The following is a 20938-nucleotide window of genomic DNA, read 5'->3' as shown; positions in this document are numbered from 1 at the left end:
TTACCTCATCACGAGATAATCCCCGAAAAATAATTCTAAGTAATGATATCTATAATCATACCTTCGATGAAAGACAATAATATCAGATATTTAGTCGTTTTCATGAGATGTGATTACTCCTTGATAAATCGTTTTACCTTTGAAACGTCATCCTTTTTAATCTGAATGAAGTAGATACCTCTTTTCAGATTAGATATATTGATCTCACTGTTAGGCTCCACTGATGAAGCAGCAATCACTTCATGACCTAGTGCATTCATCACCTTTATTTCGGCTGTACCATTAGCGAAACCAATTTTTATACTTTGAGAGGCTGGGTTAGGGTAGAGGTTGAAGTCATCCTGAGTTAATAAAGCAGCTTCAGCAAGGGCAGGAGTGCTTTGAGCCTGTGCGGCCGCTGCTCCTTGATAGCTTACTTTGATCCAGTTAATATTCCAGCCACCTGCTTGAGCATAAATTCCAAACGGGTAAGTACCAGCATTCACATTCACAGTATGAGAAACAGTAGTCCATGACTGCCAGCCGCCTGTGTTAGGGATGTTTATGGTACCTAAGACATTAGCACCAGCATCTAAGTCAGCAGAAAGTACTCCTCCGGCATTTGGAGTGGCCACTCTGTATTCAATCAAATATCTGCCAGTTGATGCAAAATTGATGTTGGCATAAGACATCCAGTCACCATTATCTATCCAGCCTACATTGCTGCCTCCTTCGGAACAACCTTCAGTTTGTACACCTGACATGGAGGTGAAGTTTTCAGCTTCGATAGTAAATGAAGAACTTCCTCCTGGAAGATTGCCATTGCCGAGTTTAGCAAAAGTAGCGTCACTTCTTCCTAAATCATTGGTGATTGACTCGTTAAATAATTGTGAGTTTCTATGTCTGATAAATCTACCTGGGAAGTTGTATGACTCAAACGAATATTTGTTGCCATCCGCTAATCCTGCTCTGGCAAAGAAGGTAGCATCTTCCTTAAATAATTGTGAACCATCATTATTATCTAACCATATTTCACCACCTCTATGTCTTAGGAACCTGCCTGGAAAGTTTGTTGATTCGAAAGATACACCTGCACCGGCAAGTCCTGGTACCATTTTCCAGTTGCCATCAGCTGCTGGAGATACATTGCTATCTATTCTGCCTCTGTTTCCTGCATGTCTTATGATTTTACCTGGCTGGTTGTGAGCTTCCCATGAAAGGTAGTCACCACCTCCGCCGCCACCGCCAGCAGGGATAACGCCTGTAATCCAGAAGCTGCCTAATGATGCGTAATCAGTGTAGCCATTAGTTGCAGGGTCACCAGCTCCGGTTCCATCTACTCCTAAATAATAAGTGCCTGCATCAAGGTAGGCATCTAGGTGAGTGTTCAAACCACCACCATTAAAGACCCCTATCAGGTTGCCTGTTGAGCCTTCATAAAGGTTAACTAATACATCTAAGTCACCATGTCTGCCAACTGTGTTGATATCCAGAGATACGTTTCCTGTACCACAGGTGAATCTGAACATATCTACATCACCCGTAGTGCTTATTACACCATATTGAGTGGCTACATTACCTGCGCCATCTTTATCCATGAAAGTAGAGCCGGCAAAGTTATTACCATGGTCATCTCCTCTTCTTTGGATATACTGCTGCATGATTGAAAGATCATCTTCCTGATTGTTGGCGTAAGCGTACTCACCTCTGCTCCATTGAGAGATAGGCTTATAATAACCAGCACCCATAATTGGTGCCCAATCTCCATGGCCTAAAAAGTAGCCTTCATTAGGATTGGTTCTACCATCATGGCCTAAACCAACTGTGTGGCCTATTTCATGAGAGGCAGCCTCACCACCTACTTTTCCATCCATCATGAACACCCAGCAAGGCCAGTCATTATAACCAAAAGCACCCACATAGGCCACACCACCCGCTCCAGGAGCAGGATCATTAGCCGGAGTGAATACACATCTCACTCTTCTGCCCATAGGGTAAGAGTCAAATACCGACTGACTTGTAGTGATGTTTACATTATAAGGGCGATAATCTTCACTGATCAGTTCCCAAGCCTCTGTGATTTGTGAGTCAGACATACCTGAAGCGGGAGCATACCAGGAGTTACCATTTAACCAGCCTGTACCGGAAGGAAGCTGATAACCATCAAAATCCAACAATACTACGGCTTCTGCACCAGGTAAACTTTGCAGGTTGTTAGGTGCTTCAGCTACTTCGGTTGGAGCTGCTGATTTTGCAGCTTCTTTGATTTTCATAGGAGATAGGGCAGCGTATTCTACGCACATTACCTTATCCATACGCTTCTCTTTTATGTAGGCATTGCCCTCAGCATCAGAATAATATTCATAGGCCTTGTTTTGATCTTTCAGAATAATATTCCCTTTTAAAGCAGAACCTTCGGATTTAATAAAGAAGCTATTTTCAGCTTTTCCATTGGCTTCACCCACTAATGTGAGGTCAGTTCCTTTCAAAGCATTGTACTTAATATTAAGCGTTACCTCACCGGCATCAGGTGTTGATACTGTAATTGAGGCAGCTTCAGAGCGCTGATTAATGCCCTGTTTGGTGGCGATCTTTTGCTTCAACACTTGCGTGAATGAAGCGGTCTTGCCAAGACCTTTAGGGTCATCCTTTTGCTGTGCTATACCCACACTGAACATGGATAGCAGCAGCAAAGTGATTAAAGTAAAATGTTTAAGTTGTTTCATAAAAACACGTTTAGGTTAAAAAAAAATTAAAGTGTACTCTTAGTTGTGATTAAATGGCCGCACCCTGCATAACTAATGGAGAAGTAAGTATCTGCAGAAATGCGAGCCATTTACGCTTACATGTTATTCTTTAATAAATCGTTGTGATATCATTTTATCTCCACTCTGAATGAGCACAGTGTATAATCCTGGTTTGAGAGAAGAAACATCAATTACTCCTCCGTTTACAGTTTTATTCATTACGGCTCTTCCAGAAACATCTATTATTGCAGCTCTTGGTTGAGCATCACCACTCACTCTGATATTTAGAATGCTTGAAGTAGGGTTAGGATAGATTTTGTAATCAAGTGCTTCATTATCAGTTGCTTCTGATGATTTTCTTGCAGAAGCGGCTGATGAAGATGAGATTCTCAACCAGTTAATATTCCAGCCTCCAGCTACAACTTTAATAGCGATTTGCTGAGCTCCGGCATTGAGCTGAACCGAATGTGAAACCGTGGTCCAATTTTGCCATCCGCCAGTGTTAGGAATTGAAACAAAACCATAAACAGGTGCTCCTCCGGCATTTTCAAGCTGCAAGTTTCCGCCTCCATTAGCGCTGGCCACTCTATATTCTACAGTGTAAGTGCCTGCAGCTGGAAGGTTTACATTCCATACCATCCAGTCATTGGCGTCTATATAGCCAACATTTTGTCCACCTTCAGAGCATGCCTCAGTTTGCACCCCTGCAGAAACAGCATAGTCTTCTGCTTCAATAGTTTGAGAGAAGCCCGGGTTCCCACCGCCTTCAAACTCTATCCAGTTGATATTCCAACCGCCAGTATTGGCTGTGATTCTTATAGTATGATTACCAGAGCTTAAGTTTACCGTTTCGCTGACAGTAGACCATGTTTGCCATCCGCCTGTGGCACCAAAAGATGTGGTGGCCAGTGCGTTTCCATCTTGAGATATTTGTATGCTTCCACCAGCGGTTTCACTAGCTACTCTGTAGTTTACTGTATAGGCTCCACCACTCGGTACATTGATCTCATATTCCATCCAATCACCCGCTTCTATCCAGCCTACATTTTGGCCTCCGCCGGTATCATTAGTGCCTTCAAGTTGTACTCCAGACATATTGGTGTATGCTTCGGCCTCTAGTTTGGCAGGGATAGTTACACCTGTATTTACATTATTTACGGTTACTGTGGCTGATCCATTTACGCCTTGAGCTGTTGCAGTTACAGTGAAGGTTCCTGCGCTGCTGCCAGTGAAAAGGCCATTAGCGTTAATAGATCCGCCAGAGCTGCTCCAGCTGAAATTAGCAGCCATCGCGGTACCATTCTGATCATAAGCCTGAGCACTAAATTGCTGAGTTCCATTCACATCGATGCTGGCTGAGCCAGGAGTTACATTGATGGAAGTAAGCACTTGATTAGGCTCGCCGCCACCACCTTCCCAGTATATATCATCTAGGCCAAGCTGGAAGTTGCTGGTAGGTAAATCACCATCCATACTGGTAATAGCAAACATATATTGCATAGATGCCAGGGCTATTAAGCCTCCTTTGATATCGCTAACAGGTATAGTAGCTTCACCCCATTCACCGTTTCTTACTAATCCATACTTGGTTTGATTGGCAGGGAAGTCTACATAATTTTGATTTGTATAGTTGTCGGTTATACCAATTCTGAAGGAAACATTGGCAGGTATCTTTATCTTGAATTTCAGATTTCCATCTTCAAAATTGCTCATATCTCTGGCCTGGCGGGTAACTATACCACCTCCAAACCAGTTGTTAGGGTTGTTAAATTGCCATGCTATTACATTATCACCTTCATATGGTGCTGTGTTACCTTCCACTAGGTTGCCCCAGGCGTAAATATCTGAAGATGAGCCAGCTTGTAGTTTATTGCTGGTAGGAGTGTTGTCTGTAAATACTCCGAAAGTACCTGTTTCTGGCGGGTTTATGTTTCCAAAGAACACTTGTCCTTCACCGTTGTATTCTGATACTCTAATATAGTCTACATACATTTTAGCTGGTAGGGGAGCAGTTACCTGTCCGTTGGCTCTGGAATCAGTGAAAGTACCACCTACGGCCAGATTTAATAATAAATAGAAAGGCTGTTGAAACTCTGTGCTTTCTTCGCCAATTACAAATGGAGCTTCATAAAGATCGTGCTCTATACCATTGTCAGTAATGGTAAATCTGATGTCAGAGGAGGTCCAATAAAGTCTGTAGGTTACAAACCTATCATTCATAGGAGTGCTACTCACATAGGGTTTATTATAATCCACATCATAGGCCGTGCTAGCCGCACATGAAGGGTTTTGATCTGAACAAGCAGCATCGGCTGCGAATATTAGATTAGATCCTACATAGTTATTTACACTCTCAGTGCCATGACCTTGTCTTTGCCTTTCGGCCAACGCATGACCCATTTCCATAACATCTATTTCTCCTTTTCCGGGCCATCCGATAGTAGTGGTGCCGAGTAGCCAGGCAGCAGGCCATAAGCCAGTTTCAAGGTTAGGAACACGCATACGAATTTCTATCAGTCCATACTGAACCGCCAGATTAGCGTTTGATTGAATTTTCCCGGAAGTAAATGCATATCCGTTTGATCCGTCATTTCTGGCTTCCAGGATTAGAGCATTATTGCCCGGTTCACCAGGTACCTGACCAATATAAACATTGTTTTCAGAGTACCATTGAAGCTCCTGATTACCCCAGCCACAAAGGCCCTGGTCACATCCATCTCCTGTATCAATATTCCATATATCACCATTAAAAGTGTTAAAATTTTCTTCCCATAGCACATTGCCGATTTGCCCAAACCCGTTGAGGTTTAGAAGCATACCAGCCAGAAAGACTATGGTGCTCAGTAGTTTTACGTTTGTTAGTTTTTTCATTATTGATGATTGTTGTGTAGTAAAATGGTGGCTCTTCTGAGCCACCATGATTAAGGTTTATTCTTTGACAAATCTTTGCGTTACGATACTATCTCCTTCTCCAATTTGGATGGTATATAATCCAGGTTTCAGAGAGGAAACATCTACAGAATTATTCTGAACAGCAGTTTCTAATGTTACCTTACCTGCAGTGTCAATGATTTTTACTGGAGCCAAATCACTGTCAGGCAGATTGATTTTAAGTAGTCCCGTGGTTGGGTTAGGATACACTTTATCAGAAAGGTCTAGTCTGCTGTCATAAATAACTTCTTCGGATCCTTTCTTGGCTGAGGCAGAGCTTTGACCAACTATGCGCCACCAGTTGAGGTTCCAGCCGCCAGTTTGGGCGAAGATTCCGAAGTTGTAAGTACCTGCGTTAATGTAGACCGTATGCGAAACCGTAGTCCAGTTTTGCCAGCCTCCGGTTGCAGGTATATTCCTGTTACCCAGCACGGTAGCTCCTGCATTCAGGTCCAGAGAAAGCTGACCACCATTGATGCTGGCCACTCTGTATCTGATGGTGTAGTTACCAGATTGAGGAATGTTGATGCTGTTATAAGCCATCCAATCGCCAGTATCTATCCAGCCAACATTTTGGCCACCACCGGAATCTGAGGTGCCTTCAACTTGCACGCCGTTCATAGCAGAGTAGTCTTCAGCCTGAATTAAACGGTTGAAGTCGTTTCCGCCTCCACCGCCACCGCCGCCGTTTCCGGAGTATACACGTACATAGTCTACATACATGCGAGCAGGAAAAGCATTGTTATCAATGTTCCATCCCGGCCAGTTTCCACCTACAGCCAGGTTTAGCAAAATGAAGAAGTTGTTGTGAAATTCATTAGTGCCGTTCACACCATTAGCGATATTGGCTTCATGATACTGGTTGCCGTCAACAAACCATTTAATGGCATTGGCATCCCATTCTATGGCGTACACGTGGAAGTTGGTTACACTGGTTCCGGTATTGCCACCATAGGAAGCGTAGTTTCCGTTGTTATCTGACCAGTGAATGGTGCCATGAACATCAGGAGCTGCATTTACGTGCTCCATAATATCAATTTCACCACAGGCAGGCCAGCCAACGGAGCCTATGTTATCGCCCAGCATCCAGAAAGCAGGCCATAAGCCTGACGCTGATGGCATAGCAATTCTGGCTTCGATACGCCCATACTTAAAGCTGCGGCGTCCCTGAGTTTTCATACGGGCTGATGTGTAATTGAACCCGCCATAGTTTTCACGTTTAGCGGTGATCACCAGCTGCCCGTTTTGTACTGAAGCATTTTCTCTTCGGTAATACTCCAGCTCATTGTTACCCCAGCCTCCGGAGCCGTTGCCGGTTTCAAACACCCAATCGCTACTAATGCCATTGGTAAATTCATCCTGCCAGACTAGCTGCCAGTTTTGGGCTGATACCACATGACCTAATAAGAGGCCTGCGGTCAGCATGATCATGGTTTTTACATTTCTCATAATGAGTAGGTTTATATTGAACATGAAATAATCAAGCGATGCCTAGCCCCACCAAAGCATCACTTTTGCTGTTGATCTTAGCTATTGCTTGATGATCCGTTTCGTTATGGCTTTTTCTCCGATTTCTATTTGTAAGAGGTACATTCCCTTTTGAAGATGTGAGAAGTCTATATCCTCATTGTTCTTCACTTCCAAAGGTGTCATCACTTCTCTGCCGGTAGCATCTGTAATGTGAACCGTGGCTGATGGACTATTCAGATTAATCCTTGCACTATTGATGATGGGATTGGGGAATACTTGAATATCAGTTAGTTCTGTAATTTCAGAGTCTAAGGATCCCCGCCTTGATGAGGCAGAGCCCTGGTAGGTGATCTTCACCCAGTTGAGGTTCCAGCCTCCAGTTTGAGCAAATATGCCTAGAGGATAAGTACCTGCATTTACATTTACTGTATGCGAGATGGTAGTCCAGTTTTGCCACCCGCCGGTTCCCGGTATGCTGAGTGTTCCTAGTACAGTAGCTCCGGCATTGAGGTCGGCCGATAAGCTTCCACCGCCGCCAGCACTGGCTACTCTATATTCAATGAGGTATGTGCCTGAAGATGGAAAGTTGATGTTATTAAAGGCCATCCAATCACCGGAATCTATCCAGCCTACATTCTGGCCTCCTTCAGAGCAGCTTTCTACATCTACACCTGCCATGGAGCTATAGCTTTCAGCTTCAATGAGATTACTTGAGGAGGTTTTGGAGATAACAATAGAGGTGGCCTGGTCATTAAAACCATCATCAACCAGGCAGGCGTCATCTGAAGTTTTGGTAACGGTGGAGCCTGTGAAATTGATATCCCAATATAGAGTAGCCTTGTATCCAGCTTTTATTCTTAAGGAAGAAATGTCATCATTAACAATGCCTTTGGCCTGCAGGTCGCTCATGTTGTAACTGCCTTCGTTTAGCCCCACGGCGTAGCCACCGTAATTACAGTCCTGATAAACAGTGACAGCGTAGTCTGCAGGGTTGCCAGCAAATACAGTGTTGATGGCTGCAGCATGGTTTTGTAGATTAAAGTCATTGGCATTGTACACCCAAAGAAAGCCGCCAACCACATTGCAAGAGTTTTTCCAGCTGGTCATTTGGCTATTGATGGTGGCGGAAGAGTTGAAATGTAACATTCCAGCATGAAGGGGAATGCCGCCAATATGCCAATTGCATGGATTATTGCCCGCTCCACCATCATAGCATTGGATGTAAATTCTATCTACTGCTCCCGGTCGTTGACCGTTAATGTTATTAGCAATGGTTTGCCAATAAGATTTATTGGTATAAGGAGCTAAAGTGGTTTTGAAACCCAGGTCAGCCAACATCACATGAAAGGCGGTAGCGGTGCCGGCATCATAGGCATGCTCATCATCATTATTGATGGCGTCTATCCAGGGTAAGGCGTTTTTTAAGGCCTGAAAATTCTTATATAAATTGGTGTTAGCTCCGGTGCCCTGAGCATTGATCAAATCTTTGATGTGATTGTAAGATTCTGATCCCCAGCCACCTATACAGGTTTCAATTCTGGTGATGGACGTGTTCCCACTTTTAAGGGAGCTCACATCATTGATATAGTTAGGTTGAACAGAGCCGAAAGTATACTGCCCGTTCGTGCAGATGGGCTCACCATCCATTTGCAGGTTTCCCTGAGTGTCAACATTAATGTTAAACAAGATGACATTAGTAAAGCCTGACGCCTTAAGGTCTGCCACGGTATGGTTTCTTTCCCTTCTAAAATGTCCGCCCACGTATAAAGTGGACTGAGCAAATGTTTCTAAAGCACTAGTAAGCAGAATAACAAAGGCTGCTAGTATTTTGGTGAATACGGTAAAAGTTTTCATACATATAGGTTTAGGTTTTTGAAAGGATGTCCCGAAATCAAAGTTGGATTTCGAGACATCCTCATATTTTAATTTTTAATAAATCTTAAAGCTTTACCTTCACTTTGAATAAAGTAAACTCCTGGTTTCAAGGTGCTTACATCTATCGTTTGGATGTTGCTTTCAGATTGATTATCTGGTTTTAGAATCATATTCCCGGTGATGTCAAATACTGAAATATCAGCATCCGGACTTAGGCCTTTTATGCTGAGCTGGTTAGTGACAGGATTAGGAAATAAGACCATTTCACTATCTGATGCTGCTACCACGTCTGAGCTTTTTCTTGCGCTGGAAGCATTCGAAACCTTGGTTATTGACCACCAGTTAAGATTCCATCCGCCAGCCTGGGCGTAGATGCCAAAGTCATAGGTGCCAGCTGCGATATTTACCGTTTGCGACACCGTAGTCCAGTTTTGCCATCCGCTGGTAGAAGGGATGTTCACAGAACCGAGTACTTGCCCACCGGCATTGAGATCCATAGATAGCTGACCACCACCATTGAGACTAGCCACGCGGTATTCAATGGTATAGTTAGCGGTTTCGGGTATGGTTATGCTGGCATACGCCATCCAGTCTCCAGCGTCTATCCAGCCCACATTTTGCCCGCCGCCGGTGTCAGAAGTATTTTCTAGCTGTACACCAGCCATGGAAGTATAGGCTTCACCTTCTATTTTGTTGCTAAATGGATTTGAATCCTCTGCAAAAAGCTCTATTTCAGATAGTTGAAGGATACTCCCGCTGTTGTTTACCATGTTTAGACGGTAGTAGCTGTAAGCATTGCTATTATTAAAACTGAATATTCTCTTTTGAAATCGGTATTGAAAGTCTTCTCCATTTCGGGAATCCAGGGTAGTCCAGCTTGATCCATTATTTGAGCCTTGCAGTGTCCAGTTTAATGGATCTCTTGATGGTGCATCATTGGCGGAAGCCAAACTATAACTGGTAACGACATGACTTTCGTTAGCCTGAAACTGTACCCAGGCGCTATTGTGGAAAGTTAGAAACTTACTTCCTGTGTTGTTATCAATCAGGTTACCTACTCCTTCTGCTGCGGGAGAATCGGAGTATTGTGCCGTTATGCTGCCTCCCAGGTCCGTAATGTCTATGCCATTATTATTTGGATTGGAATAGGGGAAGGGAAACTGGTTTTGAGCTTGTATAAACTGTTCTTCCCATTCCGCAGGCCAGCCAAAAGCATTTGTAGCCAGGTCTTTTAAGTTAGCATTGGCGGCACCACTCCAGAAATGAACAAACTCACCCCAATTCATATTCTTGGCGTATTGATTGCCATTTTTCGGATAGTTTTGGGACATTAACTCGAAGAATCTTACCAAAACATCAGTTTCACCATACTGTGAGTAAATTGGGTAGAACCAATCTCTGAACCAATGGGTGTTAGCCACCGGAAAGTTATCTGAATTAGCCATCCATAAGTTATAAACCCGATCGGCATCAGCGGTACGTCCCAGCCCTAAGTAAGCATCATAGAGAAATACCTCAGCCCATTTACTATCACCCCAAATACCAAAGGCAGGTGAATTTTTTACCCCCATGGTGGCGCCTTCTACTATATGTGCCACCTCATGAGTGAATAGGTCAAGCCCGGTTCCGCAGTCACATGGCCATGGGCCGGCGCCGGCATCTACCACATCGCGGTAGTCATGGCTAGCATCGAAATAGGTGGAGGGGTGGCCACCGCTATATTTTCCTGTATGAAAAATTGCATATAGCCTGCCTTCTGCACTGTACTCACCATAGGTTTGTTTTACATAGCGCCAAAGATCTCCCATGTAGGAATACATCCAGGTGCTAGATCGGTCTACGTCGTCATCGAAATAGATGGCTACGTCATCATCATAATACATTCTGCTTAGCACCTGATTGTGTTCGAACCAGTGCTCTTGCCAGGTAGCAGGCGGTGTTTGCGCCTGCGCTTGAAATGCTACAGCCAGTAGTGCCAGTACCGGAATGAAGCGGTTTTTAATGTAATTCATTGTTATGTAGTTAAGATTAAAAATTGGTTTCAGCTTATTTAAATTAGTAGTTGAATAAGACTAAAAGCCTGCTCCCAACATCTTCACTTGAGGCTTTTTTTTGACCAAAACTATAGACCATATGATGCCTTCTACATCATATTAGAATTACCAATTATTGACAAAAATTAGGGTATTATATGTCAGGGGATTGTGAGATCTCCCAGGGAATGTAATTGTAGGTTTAGGTTCATTTTTACAGGTTTAGGTTCATTGTTTAGAGTGAGGTAATGTTTAAACTTTAAAGTGAATTAATCGGTTTAGCTTATTCTTAAAGTCAAATATTACTACATTCTTTGATTGTAAATTGCTTTCTGATGTTTTGAGTAAAGCCATAAATAATATTAGTGGTGCTTTATTATAGTTAGCTATAAATCACAGATTTAGATCTTTAAAGACTTGTAGCTGTACCACCATTAAATTAAGATTCTCAAAGTAGATCCTAAGCTTAATATCTGCCGTTTACTTACATCAGTTATATTCCCCGAAAAGGGGAGATGAGGCCTCCGTTTGAAGCCTCATCTTGTGTCCTTATTCTTTGATGAATTTTTCAGTAATCTGAGTTTTATCTTTTTCTATTTGAAGAATGTAAAGATTTGATGGTAAGGTAGATACATCAATTGAGTCACCGCTGTATTCACCGCTTAGTACTTTTCTTCCCGCTTTATCAACGATCTTATATTCAGCACCTTTCATGGTTTTTGGTATAGAGAGCTTGATATAATTTGTAGTCGGGTTAGGGTAGAGCACTTGCTTAGAAACTTCCAATTCGCTTGTCGCTTTTCTTGCGGCTGCTCCAGACTGTCTGGTGAGTTTGATCCAGTTTAAGTTCCACCCACCTGCTAATGCTTTGATAGCCATCTGTTGCTGTCCTGCACTAAGATTAACCGTATGAGAAACAGTAGACCAGTTTTGCCATCCGCCCGTGGCAGGGATACTGCGTGTACCATAAACAGGGTTTCCTCCGGCTTTTTCTAATTGTAGATTTCCTCCTCCATTTTGGCTGGCTACTCTATATTCTACCAAATATGTGCCATTAGAGGGCACATTTACATCCCACACCATCCAGTCATTAGCATCGATATATCCTACATTTGATCCGCCTTCTGAGCAACTTTCTGTTTGTACTCCGCTCATAAGCGCATAGTTTTCAGCTTCTAAGGTTGTAGACCAGCTGCTGCCACCTACTGGTACCAGTTGCCACTGTCCACAAAGCTGTCCATTATCATCATATTGGTTGATGTTAGCTCCAGCGTCCAGGCTGGCGTACGCAACTTCTATGATCTTATTGCTATGAGTAGCTCTTAATTTATAGAAACCATTACCCGCATTTTCAATTTTAAAATGCTGATTAGCGCCACCTACATAATCCCACTGGTGAAGGTTGGCAAAATTAGCATTGCTTACAGCATCAATATCCAGAGATTTATTGGTCTTCACACAAATAATAGAGTAAACGCCAGATGAAACTTCTGTTAACCTAAATTGCTGATTAGGGTTTCCAGTGCGATTCCACTGCAAAATGTTAGTGCCATTAGCGGGGTTTCCGTTTTCAGCTACATCCATGGCCAAACCACTCCTTCTATTGATAAGGCTGTAGGTCCCAGCTAGTCCGCTCACCCCGTTAGTGCCATTGTTATCACCAATAGCTCCGTAAATGTCTCTAACAACATTGAAAGTGGCCTTTTTAGAACGATCTCTTCTTACTATGCCCCAATATTCTTCATCAGCAGAACCGTCATACGGAACTCCTGAGCTGTTAGGGGCAGATCCACCAGGATTTTGAACTCCGTCATTGCCTGCTTTCCACCACTCGTCGCAAAATTCGAATAGAGTAACACCAGCGCAGATGTCATACCTGTTAGTAATGCCAGTTAAGATATTTCTATTGGCAGTAGCTTGTTCGCCTTCATTTATAGCATTTTGAGCTTTATTGTAGCTATCTCCACCAGCCTCAGCCACGAAAAGGGCTTTGTTGCCAGCTAATCTGCTGTTCAGGTCAGTCAGTGCAGGTACATCATTGTCCCATCTGTAAAGGTTCATACCCCACACATCTACGCTAGGGCAGGCGTTGAGTACATCGTTAGGAGGTACTTCACCATGAGCGGTAGATACCGGGTGATTTGGGTCTAGCTGGTGAACGCGTTGAGCATTGGCCTCTAGCTGGCCGTACCAGTTCCATAAGTTGCCACCAAACCATTCCGGGTGATAGTTGAATTCATTTCCAAACTCCCACAATAAAATGGCTGGATGATTCTTATAAGTGTTTACATAGGATTCAAAATTATTTTCATTTAAATGCATAATAATTCTAATCCCTGCATTAGCAAAAGCATCTAATTCCGCTCTATCATTAATAGGGGAATAAGTTCTAATGGTGTTAATGTTGGCTTCTTTCATTAACGCGATGTCCTGCGTGTAATTTCCAGCTCCGCCACGAGAGTAGCACACCCCGTGAATCTTGTACTCACCACCATTCAAAAGGATTTTCCTACCGGAAACCCTAACGGTTTGAGCTGAAATGTTGAAAGAAAATAGTTGAGTTATGAGTAAAAGTAGTAGCGTATATTTTATTGTTTTCATTAATAATAAATTAGTTAAAAGGACTCTGCGTCAATGACTTATCGACTACAGTATTTGGTAAAGAACATGCCTCAAAGTTTTTTTGAGGCATGTTCTTTAATTATCATTTCTTGATAAACTTCTTGATTATCTGCTCACTTCCAGCGTTTAATCTGAGTATGTACATATCAGCAGGAAGCTGTGATATGTTTATTTCCTGACCGGTATAAGTGGCTGAATAAACAGTTTTACCTGTTTTATCCATGATGCTTATTTGGCCTCCATTAAACTCTTCAGCTAGTCTTAAGCGAATAGTGTTTTCAGCTGGGTTAGGATAAAGAATATTATCCTCATCTACAGCAATGTCGTCCATGCTTGTTCTTGCATTGGCTGCGCCTGCTTGTCTGCTGATTTTTAACCAGTTAATGTTAAAACCACCAGCGAGCGCTTTGATAGCGATTTGCTGAGCACCAGCATTTAGATTCACTGAATGAGAAATGGTGGTCCAGTTTTGCCATCCGCCTGTAGAAGGCACGCCAATAGTTCCATAAACAGGGCTGGCTCCGGCATTTTCCAGCTGTATGTTTCCTCCTCCATTTTGACTAGCCACTCTGTAAGAAACGGTGTAGGTGCCATTAGAAGGTAAATTCACATCATAAACCATCCAATCGTCAACATCTATGTAACCCACATTTTGGCCACCTTCCGAGCAGTTTTCTAACTGCACACCTGACATTACAGCGTAATCTTCAGCCTGAATAGTGGTAGACCATGAGCTGCCACCTACTGGTACTAATTGCCATTGACCACATAGCTGACCATTATCAGTGTATTGATTTATATTAGCTCCAGCATCCAGACTGGCATAACCTACCTCTATAATTTTGTTACTGTGTGTAGCTCTTAATTTATAATAGCCACCGCCTGCATCCTCAATTTTGAAATGCTGGTTAGCACCACCCACATAATCCCACTGGTGTAGGTTGGCGAAATCAGCTGTGCTTACGCCATCGATATCAATGCATTTGTTGGTTTTAACACAAATGACGGAATATACACCGGTAGATACTTCTGTCAGCTTAAATTGCTGATTAGGATTACCTGTAGGAGTCCATTGTAAGATGTTGGTTCCATTAGCAGAATTTCCATTCTGAGCTACATCCATGTTGAGACCACTTCTTCTGTTTTTAAGCGTATAAGTACCTGCAAGTCCGCTTACTCCAGGATTGCCGTTGTTTCCACCCGGAAGCCCACCAACTGATATTTTTATGGATGTTGGGCTTGCTGTATGTATAGTGGCAGACTGATCAAAAACATCATCATAAGCAAATGTGTAAGTCTGACCATCCTGGCTGATGTCTGTTCTGTGGAAGAACTTAGAATACCAGTTATATGGCCACGTTTGATAATATTTGGAAGTGTTTCCAAAGTCTTGCAATACTCCTGATGCCACATTAAGATCAATGGCATGTCTTGTAATTGCAGCTACAAATTGAGCCTGCACTACCTTGTCCCACTGACCACCAGAGGCCAGCACACCGCTACCTTCCATGGCTTCTTTAGTAGTAGGTTTTCCAGGTATTGTAGCTACCTGTCCATCTCCATCTCTGGTAAATACAAACTGGTTTCCTCCCTGAACACTACCTCTCCAAACACCTGCCTGACCTGAGTTAAATACTAACTGCTGACCAGAATATTTGCTCCAGATGGCATCTATATATCCCTGGAAGAAGTTGGTTGGGAATGATGGGTTTTTAGTTGGAAACTGGATGATTCCTTCAGAACTTTTCAGTAGTCCCTGGAATTCAGAAGGTGCTGTGGCTTGCCACTCAGACAATATTTGCTGATGAGACTTTAGCTCGCCTACTTTTTTGTAGAAACCATTACCCCATACTTCTAAACCCATTGGGTATTGGTAATTATCTACTCTGGTAGTGTTACACCACAGACCGTAGTCATTATAGGTAAGTTCTACCAATTCGTATTTGATACCTTGATTAGGGTCAGTAGGGTTTTCCAGGTTTGGCGCCGAATACCCACTTGGTGCTCCGGAATGACCGAAGAAATAGAGGTATAGCTGGCTCTGGAAAGAGATCATGATCCTACAACCGGCTATCTTCGGTATGTTGATAGTGCGATTAGGTATGTCACTTAGTTTTCTGAAACAGTTAGCATAAAGGCCATTGTTTCCCGGGCCCTGATTACCACCATACACAGGTCCTGGTACGTTATTGTAAGAAGGACTCATTGGGTGAACCTGGCCGTTAGTAGGGTCTACCCATACGTGGCCATCGGTAATACCAACAATTCCAATATATACTTCGCTGTCGGAATATGGTGAATTGTTAGTGATTTGATAGGGCAATGTCTGTGCAATAGCTGCATTGCCAAACAATAGTAGAAGCCCAAAAACAAGAGCCTTCAAAGCTCTGATTGTTGGTTTGTAAACGTTACTTTTCATTGGATTTAGGTTTAAGTGAAAAAAAGGTAAGGAGAGGAGCAAGCTCCTCATTTACCTTTACTGGGTTTAGGTTCTATTCTTTAATAAATTTCATTCTGCTGTTATTATTTTCTATCTGTATAAAGTATACACCACTCTTCAAGTGAGATACATTTAATGTGCTGGTTTCCTGGTTGTTGTGGGTGGCATTCTTCTGCATCATCACTTTACCAGAAAGATCAAACACGGTGATGTTAGCATTGCTTTCAAGTCCTGATATGTTCAGCTCATTTCTCACGGGGTTAGGAAATAATGTGAGTTTGCTAAATTCTTTTTCAGACCATGCGGCCGTTCTTGCACTGATTTGATTAGCACATTGCCCTACTACAAAACTCTTTTTGTTATTGAAGGTATTGTTCTCTCCACCTTCAGGCAGGCTATAAGTGTAATAATAGTAAACTGTTTGGCCTGCGCTGGCATTCAGCTGGAAAGGAGTGTTTGGAGAAGTTAAGTAGCCAGGAAAAATGGCATTCTCATTAGTGCTGTAATAAAGTATACAAGTATTTGCACCTACTCCCGATCTTTCTGGTACAAATGTTATACTCGGATTGCTGTTATCATCAGATACCTCCACGGAGAAATCAGCATTTACATTGGTAGTACAATTGCCGCCTGATGGTGGGGGAGTACTACTCGTAGAAAATTCAATCCAGTTAAGGTTCCAGCCAGAGGTATTGGCAACAATACGCACGGTATGTGAGCCAGCAGGCAAGTTAACTGTGGTATTAGTGGTAGTCCAGTTTTGCCAGCCTCCTGTAGCTCCGAATGAAGTGGTGCTTAATGAATTTCCGTCTAACAAAAAGGCCAATGTACCGCCAGTATCTTGGCTAGCTACTCTATAATCGATGGTATAATCCTTAGTTTCAGGTACTTGAATTTCATATTCTAACCAGTCGCCGGTATCTATCCAGCCTACATTCTGTCCTCCACCATCGTCAATAGTATTTTCCATCTGTACTCCAGCCATGTCAGTGAAGTCCTCGGCCTGTATTCTGGCAGGTATAACTACGCCAGTTCCGGAAGGATCGTTAGTGGTTCCATCTACTGAAACACGCTGAGAGATAGCACCTTCAGTATCTCTGGCATTAACCTCAATGGTGTAAGTGGTGCTCGGGTTTAGCCCTGTAAATGTATATGAAATACCACTTACGTTATCACTAAGGCTTCCGTTTAAGTATACATCATACCCCGAAAGATTATTATCAGGATCAGTAGAAGCATTCCAGCTCACAGCGATGCTGTTTTCTGTTGTGCTTGTTACCTGTAGTCCGGTCGGTGTTGAAGGGGCGCTGTTGCTACCATCCAAATCTCCTGTACGGGTGAAAGTGATATTACCCAAATTATAAACACCAGAATTGAAAGTAAGTCTGATGATGTGCTGCCCTGCAGGAATGCTAATATCAGAAGCCTTTGTGGAGGAGAAAGTATCCCAGGCACCTGTTAGAGGTGTAGAGTTGATGCTTCCAACGGTATTGCAATCTAAATCTATACTGATGGAGCCACTTTGACCACCTTCAGAGGCGTTAGCGGCTATGTTTAAATCAATATCATAAACACCAGGAGCAGCATTAATACTATATTCTACCCACTCGCCAGCGCTTATCCAGCCAATAGAAGTGCCTTGTGAGGCAGAGGTCGACGCATCCACTTCATCTTCGGTTCTGAAATTGGCTTCATAAACATTCGGATCTACATCAAAATAGGAGATTCCATTTCCACCGGTATCATAATGACCGGCCTGTACTGTACCAGGAACATTGTGCGCTCCATTGTAAGGGGCCTGATTACCCAGCCCTACGGTAACTTTAAATACATTTGATAACTCCAGGCCACCATTTCCATAGGCTTTGGCGGTATAAGTATAGACATTGTCAGAATTAAATGATTGTGGTAGTTGGTAAGGAGCACTATTGTCTGTGGTTAGCAAACTACCATTTCTGTAGAATTCTACTGAGCTCACTGGTCCGGAAACATTGGCAGTAAGTGTGAAATCACTATTCACACCAGAGGTACAAGGCTCAGCAACTATTCCTGGAGCAGATAGAGAAATGGATATGCCTGTATCTTTGCTGGTAGCTGTTTTACCAGCTTCTACATACAAAGAAGTACCATCTGAAAAGTGTACCGTTCTGGCAGATGATCCGTAGTTGTGTGCTACATAGGTTTTTGTTCCATTTTTATCAAACACAGAAGCAATAGGATAATCAGCAGTTATTTCATCAGCCACATTTCCTAAAGCATTCATGGTATGGAGCCAGTGATAGGTCTGGGCATCTGATATACCCACTTTTACATCTCTTTCAGTATAATTATCATACAGTTCGATGGCTCTTTCAGGATCTAAAAATGCCAGGAAACTCCAGTAAGTGTCATACCAAAGGTTAGCGTTTGGAGTATTGGATAGTACCTCCGTTTTGGCTGTCATGCCATTCCACACTTCCTGAACATAATCCAGATCATATCCCATGTAAAGTGAGCCTCCATGAATAGGGTATAGCTGAATGCCGTAAGAAGCGGCAATGTCAGAGGTCCACCAGGTGCCATTATCATAGCCAGCGCTCCATACTCGGGCAATCATTTCATGCTGATAGGCAGGCTGGAAGGTTCTGTCATTGGTATCAAACCAGTATTCCTGGATGGCAGTAACTTCGGTAGTGTAAAGGTATATTCCTAAATCACGAATCTGATTATTGTTGGTGATGGTTCCCCAGTGAATTAGAGAAGCATTAAATTGCATAGATTCAGAAGTAGATTCCTGATCATTACCGAAAGGCTCGGTGGCAAAACCATTGGCCCAGGCATGTCCTGCGTAAGGACTGAAATTTCTTAAGAATGGGAACTTGTTATCATTCTTGTCGGCGTTACCAGCATCTTTCACAAGCAAGTTGATCATGCCTCCATATTGATTGGCCCATCCTGGACGAAACTGCTCTAGTGCAGAAGCAGCATGAATAAAATAACCCCAGTGAAAATGATGATCATTTAGATTTGAATCCTGACTATGACCTGCCGGATAACCTAATAGGGCATCCCAGGTATCATTATAATAGAATAAAAAGGCTACTTCACCACCTTCTGCCTTCAGCCAGTCTTCCAGCCTTTCTTGTACTTTATCTAAAAGTTGATCTCTGGCAGCAGTATAACCAATCTGATCCGCTATGCGTGCAGCCTGTATTAGCCTGTTCATGTTTTGACCTTCATTGTATGAGTCAGTCCAGGCGGGTAGACCGTCGCCCTTCATGGCATCTATCTTATTAAACAGTTTGCTGATGTCGAAACCATCACTGTATTTAGCCAGGTTAGGGAGAGTAGGTAATATGCCGCTGAACTTGTTTTCTACAGCAAATGAGTTTGAACCTAACAGTTTAAGCTGACCACGCACGGAAGGGTAGGTGGCCAGGTTCGGCTGTGCTGAACCAGGAGCTAAATGTGCCCATTGATGTGGCAATAGTCCCATTAATACCTGATTAGCAGCGCCTTCCTTAACATCAGGCGTTACATTAAATGTTGTTCTCAGAGCAGAAGAACTTTCATTGTAGGTCCAGCTTACATTAGTTTCAGACGGAAATACAAAGGCATATTTTTGATAATTGGAAATAAATGTGTTGATATCCATTCCAGGAGGCACTAAGGCCATTGACCAATAGTTTTTACCTGCTAATGACGAGGTATAAGTACCGTTACTTCCGCTCCAGGAGGTGCCGGATGGGCCAAACACCACGTATCTGGAATTATTCATATTGTTTTGAATGATCAGGTTGCTGCCTGAAACAGAAACGCCCGATGGATTAAACCCCACCTCCACACGAGCCGTATTTCCATTGGCTTTGGTGAAATACACAAAAGGCATTCCCATCCCGATGGTTGATGAGAAGTTATTGCCACCGCCAGACCAGTTAGCTGTAAAGGTCCAGTCAGAAAAGTCTGAAACGGTAGATCTGCTGGTGCTAAGGCCTGATACTCCAACTTTCACACCGTCTACCACACTCATAGGCTCACGATATTCAGTGGCCGATGCTGATAATGGAATGGTATAATTAATAACTAAACCTTCTGGCTCAGAACAAAAAGAAAGAGGATAATTAAAGGCTTGTCCGCCGTGATCTACTTTTATAAAATTGGCCCACCATGTATTAGAAGGAACAGGCTTGGATGCGGCTGGTCCGGATACTTGTGGAGAGCCGGTAGGGAAGGTATTTCTTCCTGCCTCATCTGTGCCTGGAAAAGTGGTAGTGTAACTTCCAGACCCTACATTAACCACCTGGGCATTACTCCAGGTATAAGAAGTGAGTGATATTACTAATAAAAGAACAGTAAAAGTGAGAGATTTAAATCCTGCAATCGATTTCTGTATGTTGCAGAAATAATGATTTATTTTTTGGACAAAAAAATATTTTCCAATTGAGATTGGTTGCATTGATTCCTTAGGTTTGGTTGAACTTAAAATCAAGAACCAAGGTCGGACATCCAAAAGGTTTAAAAAAGAGATAGCGTACTACAATAACTCATCGTAGCCAACCTTACAACCTCTACAAAAATACTTCATACTTGTGCAAAATAGGCCTTAACAGCCAGTTAGGGGAGATTATTTTACATCATGAAAGTACTCTTTTGCCCTAGGAGGACCTATACAGCTAATGTTCAGCCAAATAGAGATATTAGACACAAAAGAACGAATGAATTTTCAATGCTTGAATCAAATATAAAGCTTAAATGTTAATTTTCAAGCTGATTATATAATTAATTCATTTATTATTTTAAATATTAAAGTATTAAAATACCTAAATATAATCTTAAATATTAAATAATATTTAAATAGGATG

General features: G+C 42.6%; 8 protein-coding genes. All 8 read right to left on the bottom strand.

The window, feature by feature from the left end:
• Nucleotides 1–113 precede the first annotated feature (113 nt).
• Nucleotides 114–2705, bottom strand: coding sequence for an AbfB domain-containing protein (locus LVD16_RS19190; RefSeq protein ID WP_233769904.1), 2592 nt, complete (start codon nt 2703–2705; stop codon nt 114–116).
• 123 nt (nt 2706–2828) lie between these two features.
• A complete protein-coding gene (locus LVD16_RS19185) occupies nt 2829–5597 on the bottom strand; it encodes a carbohydrate-binding protein (RefSeq protein ID WP_233769903.1) in 2769 nt (922 codons plus the stop codon).
• A gap of 57 nt (nt 5598–5654) precedes the next feature.
• Nucleotides 5655–7106: a carbohydrate-binding protein gene (locus tag LVD16_RS19180; protein ID WP_233769902.1), complete on the bottom strand. Its 1452-nt coding sequence runs from the start codon at nt 7104–7106 to the stop codon at nt 5655–5657.
• Nucleotides 7107–7187: 81 nt separating this feature from the next.
• Nucleotides 7188–8981, bottom strand: a complete 1794-nt coding sequence (locus tag LVD16_RS19175) for a carbohydrate-binding protein (RefSeq protein WP_233769901.1) — start codon at nt 8979–8981, stop codon at nt 7188–7190.
• 68 nt (nt 8982–9049) lie between these two features.
• A complete protein-coding gene (locus LVD16_RS19170; protein ID WP_233769900.1) occupies nt 9050–11014 on the bottom strand; it encodes a carbohydrate-binding protein in 1965 nt (654 codons plus the stop codon).
• Nucleotides 11015–11584: 570 nt separating this feature from the next.
• A complete protein-coding gene (locus tag LVD16_RS19165) occupies nt 11585–13636 on the bottom strand; it encodes a carbohydrate-binding protein (RefSeq protein WP_233769899.1) in 2052 nt (683 codons plus the stop codon).
• Nucleotides 13637–13739: 103 nt separating this feature from the next.
• The gene (locus LVD16_RS19160) at nt 13740–16076 is read right to left on the bottom strand and encodes a beta-1,3-glucanase family protein (protein WP_233769898.1); all 2337 of its coding nucleotides are present in this window, start codon (nt 16074–16076) and stop codon (nt 13740–13742) included.
• A gap of 73 nt (nt 16077–16149) precedes the next feature.
• Nucleotides 16150–20532, bottom strand: coding sequence for a glycosyl hydrolase (locus LVD16_RS19155; RefSeq protein WP_233769897.1), 4383 nt, complete (start codon nt 20530–20532; stop codon nt 16150–16152).
• Nucleotides 20533–20938: the final 406 nt, after the last annotated feature.

It is taken from the genome of Fulvivirga ligni (genome assembly GCF_021389935.1).
Lineage (GTDB): Bacteria > Bacteroidota > Bacteroidia > Cytophagales > Cyclobacteriaceae > Fulvivirga > Fulvivirga ligni.
Note: the sequence above shows the minus strand (reverse complement) of the source record. Positions and strands in the feature narration are given on the sequence as shown.

Coding starts and splice junctions, on each gene's coding strand:
- LVD16_RS19190 (WP_233769904.1), bottom strand. CDS start 2,705: ATGAAACAACTTAAACATTTTACTTTAATCACTTTGCTGCTGCTATCC.
- LVD16_RS19185 (WP_233769903.1), bottom strand. CDS start 5,597: ATGAAAAAACTAACAAACGTAAAACTACTGAGCACCATAGTCTTTCTG.
- LVD16_RS19180 (WP_233769902.1), bottom strand. CDS start 7,106: ATGAGAAATGTAAAAACCATGATCATGCTGACCGCAGGCCTCTTATTA.
- LVD16_RS19175 (WP_233769901.1), bottom strand. CDS start 8,981: ATGAAAACTTTTACCGTATTCACCAAAATACTAGCAGCCTTTGTTATT.
- LVD16_RS19170 (WP_233769900.1), bottom strand. CDS start 11,014: ATGAATTACATTAAAAACCGCTTCATTCCGGTACTGGCACTACTGGCT.
- LVD16_RS19165 (WP_233769899.1), bottom strand. CDS start 13,636: ATGAAAACAATAAAATATACGCTACTACTTTTACTCATAACTCAACTA.
- LVD16_RS19160 (WP_233769898.1), bottom strand. CDS start 16,076: ATGAAAAGTAACGTTTACAAACCAACAATCAGAGCTTTGAAGGCTCTT.
- LVD16_RS19155 (WP_233769897.1), bottom strand. CDS start 20,532: ATGCAACCAATCTCAATTGGAAAATATTTTTTTGTCCAAAAAATAAAT.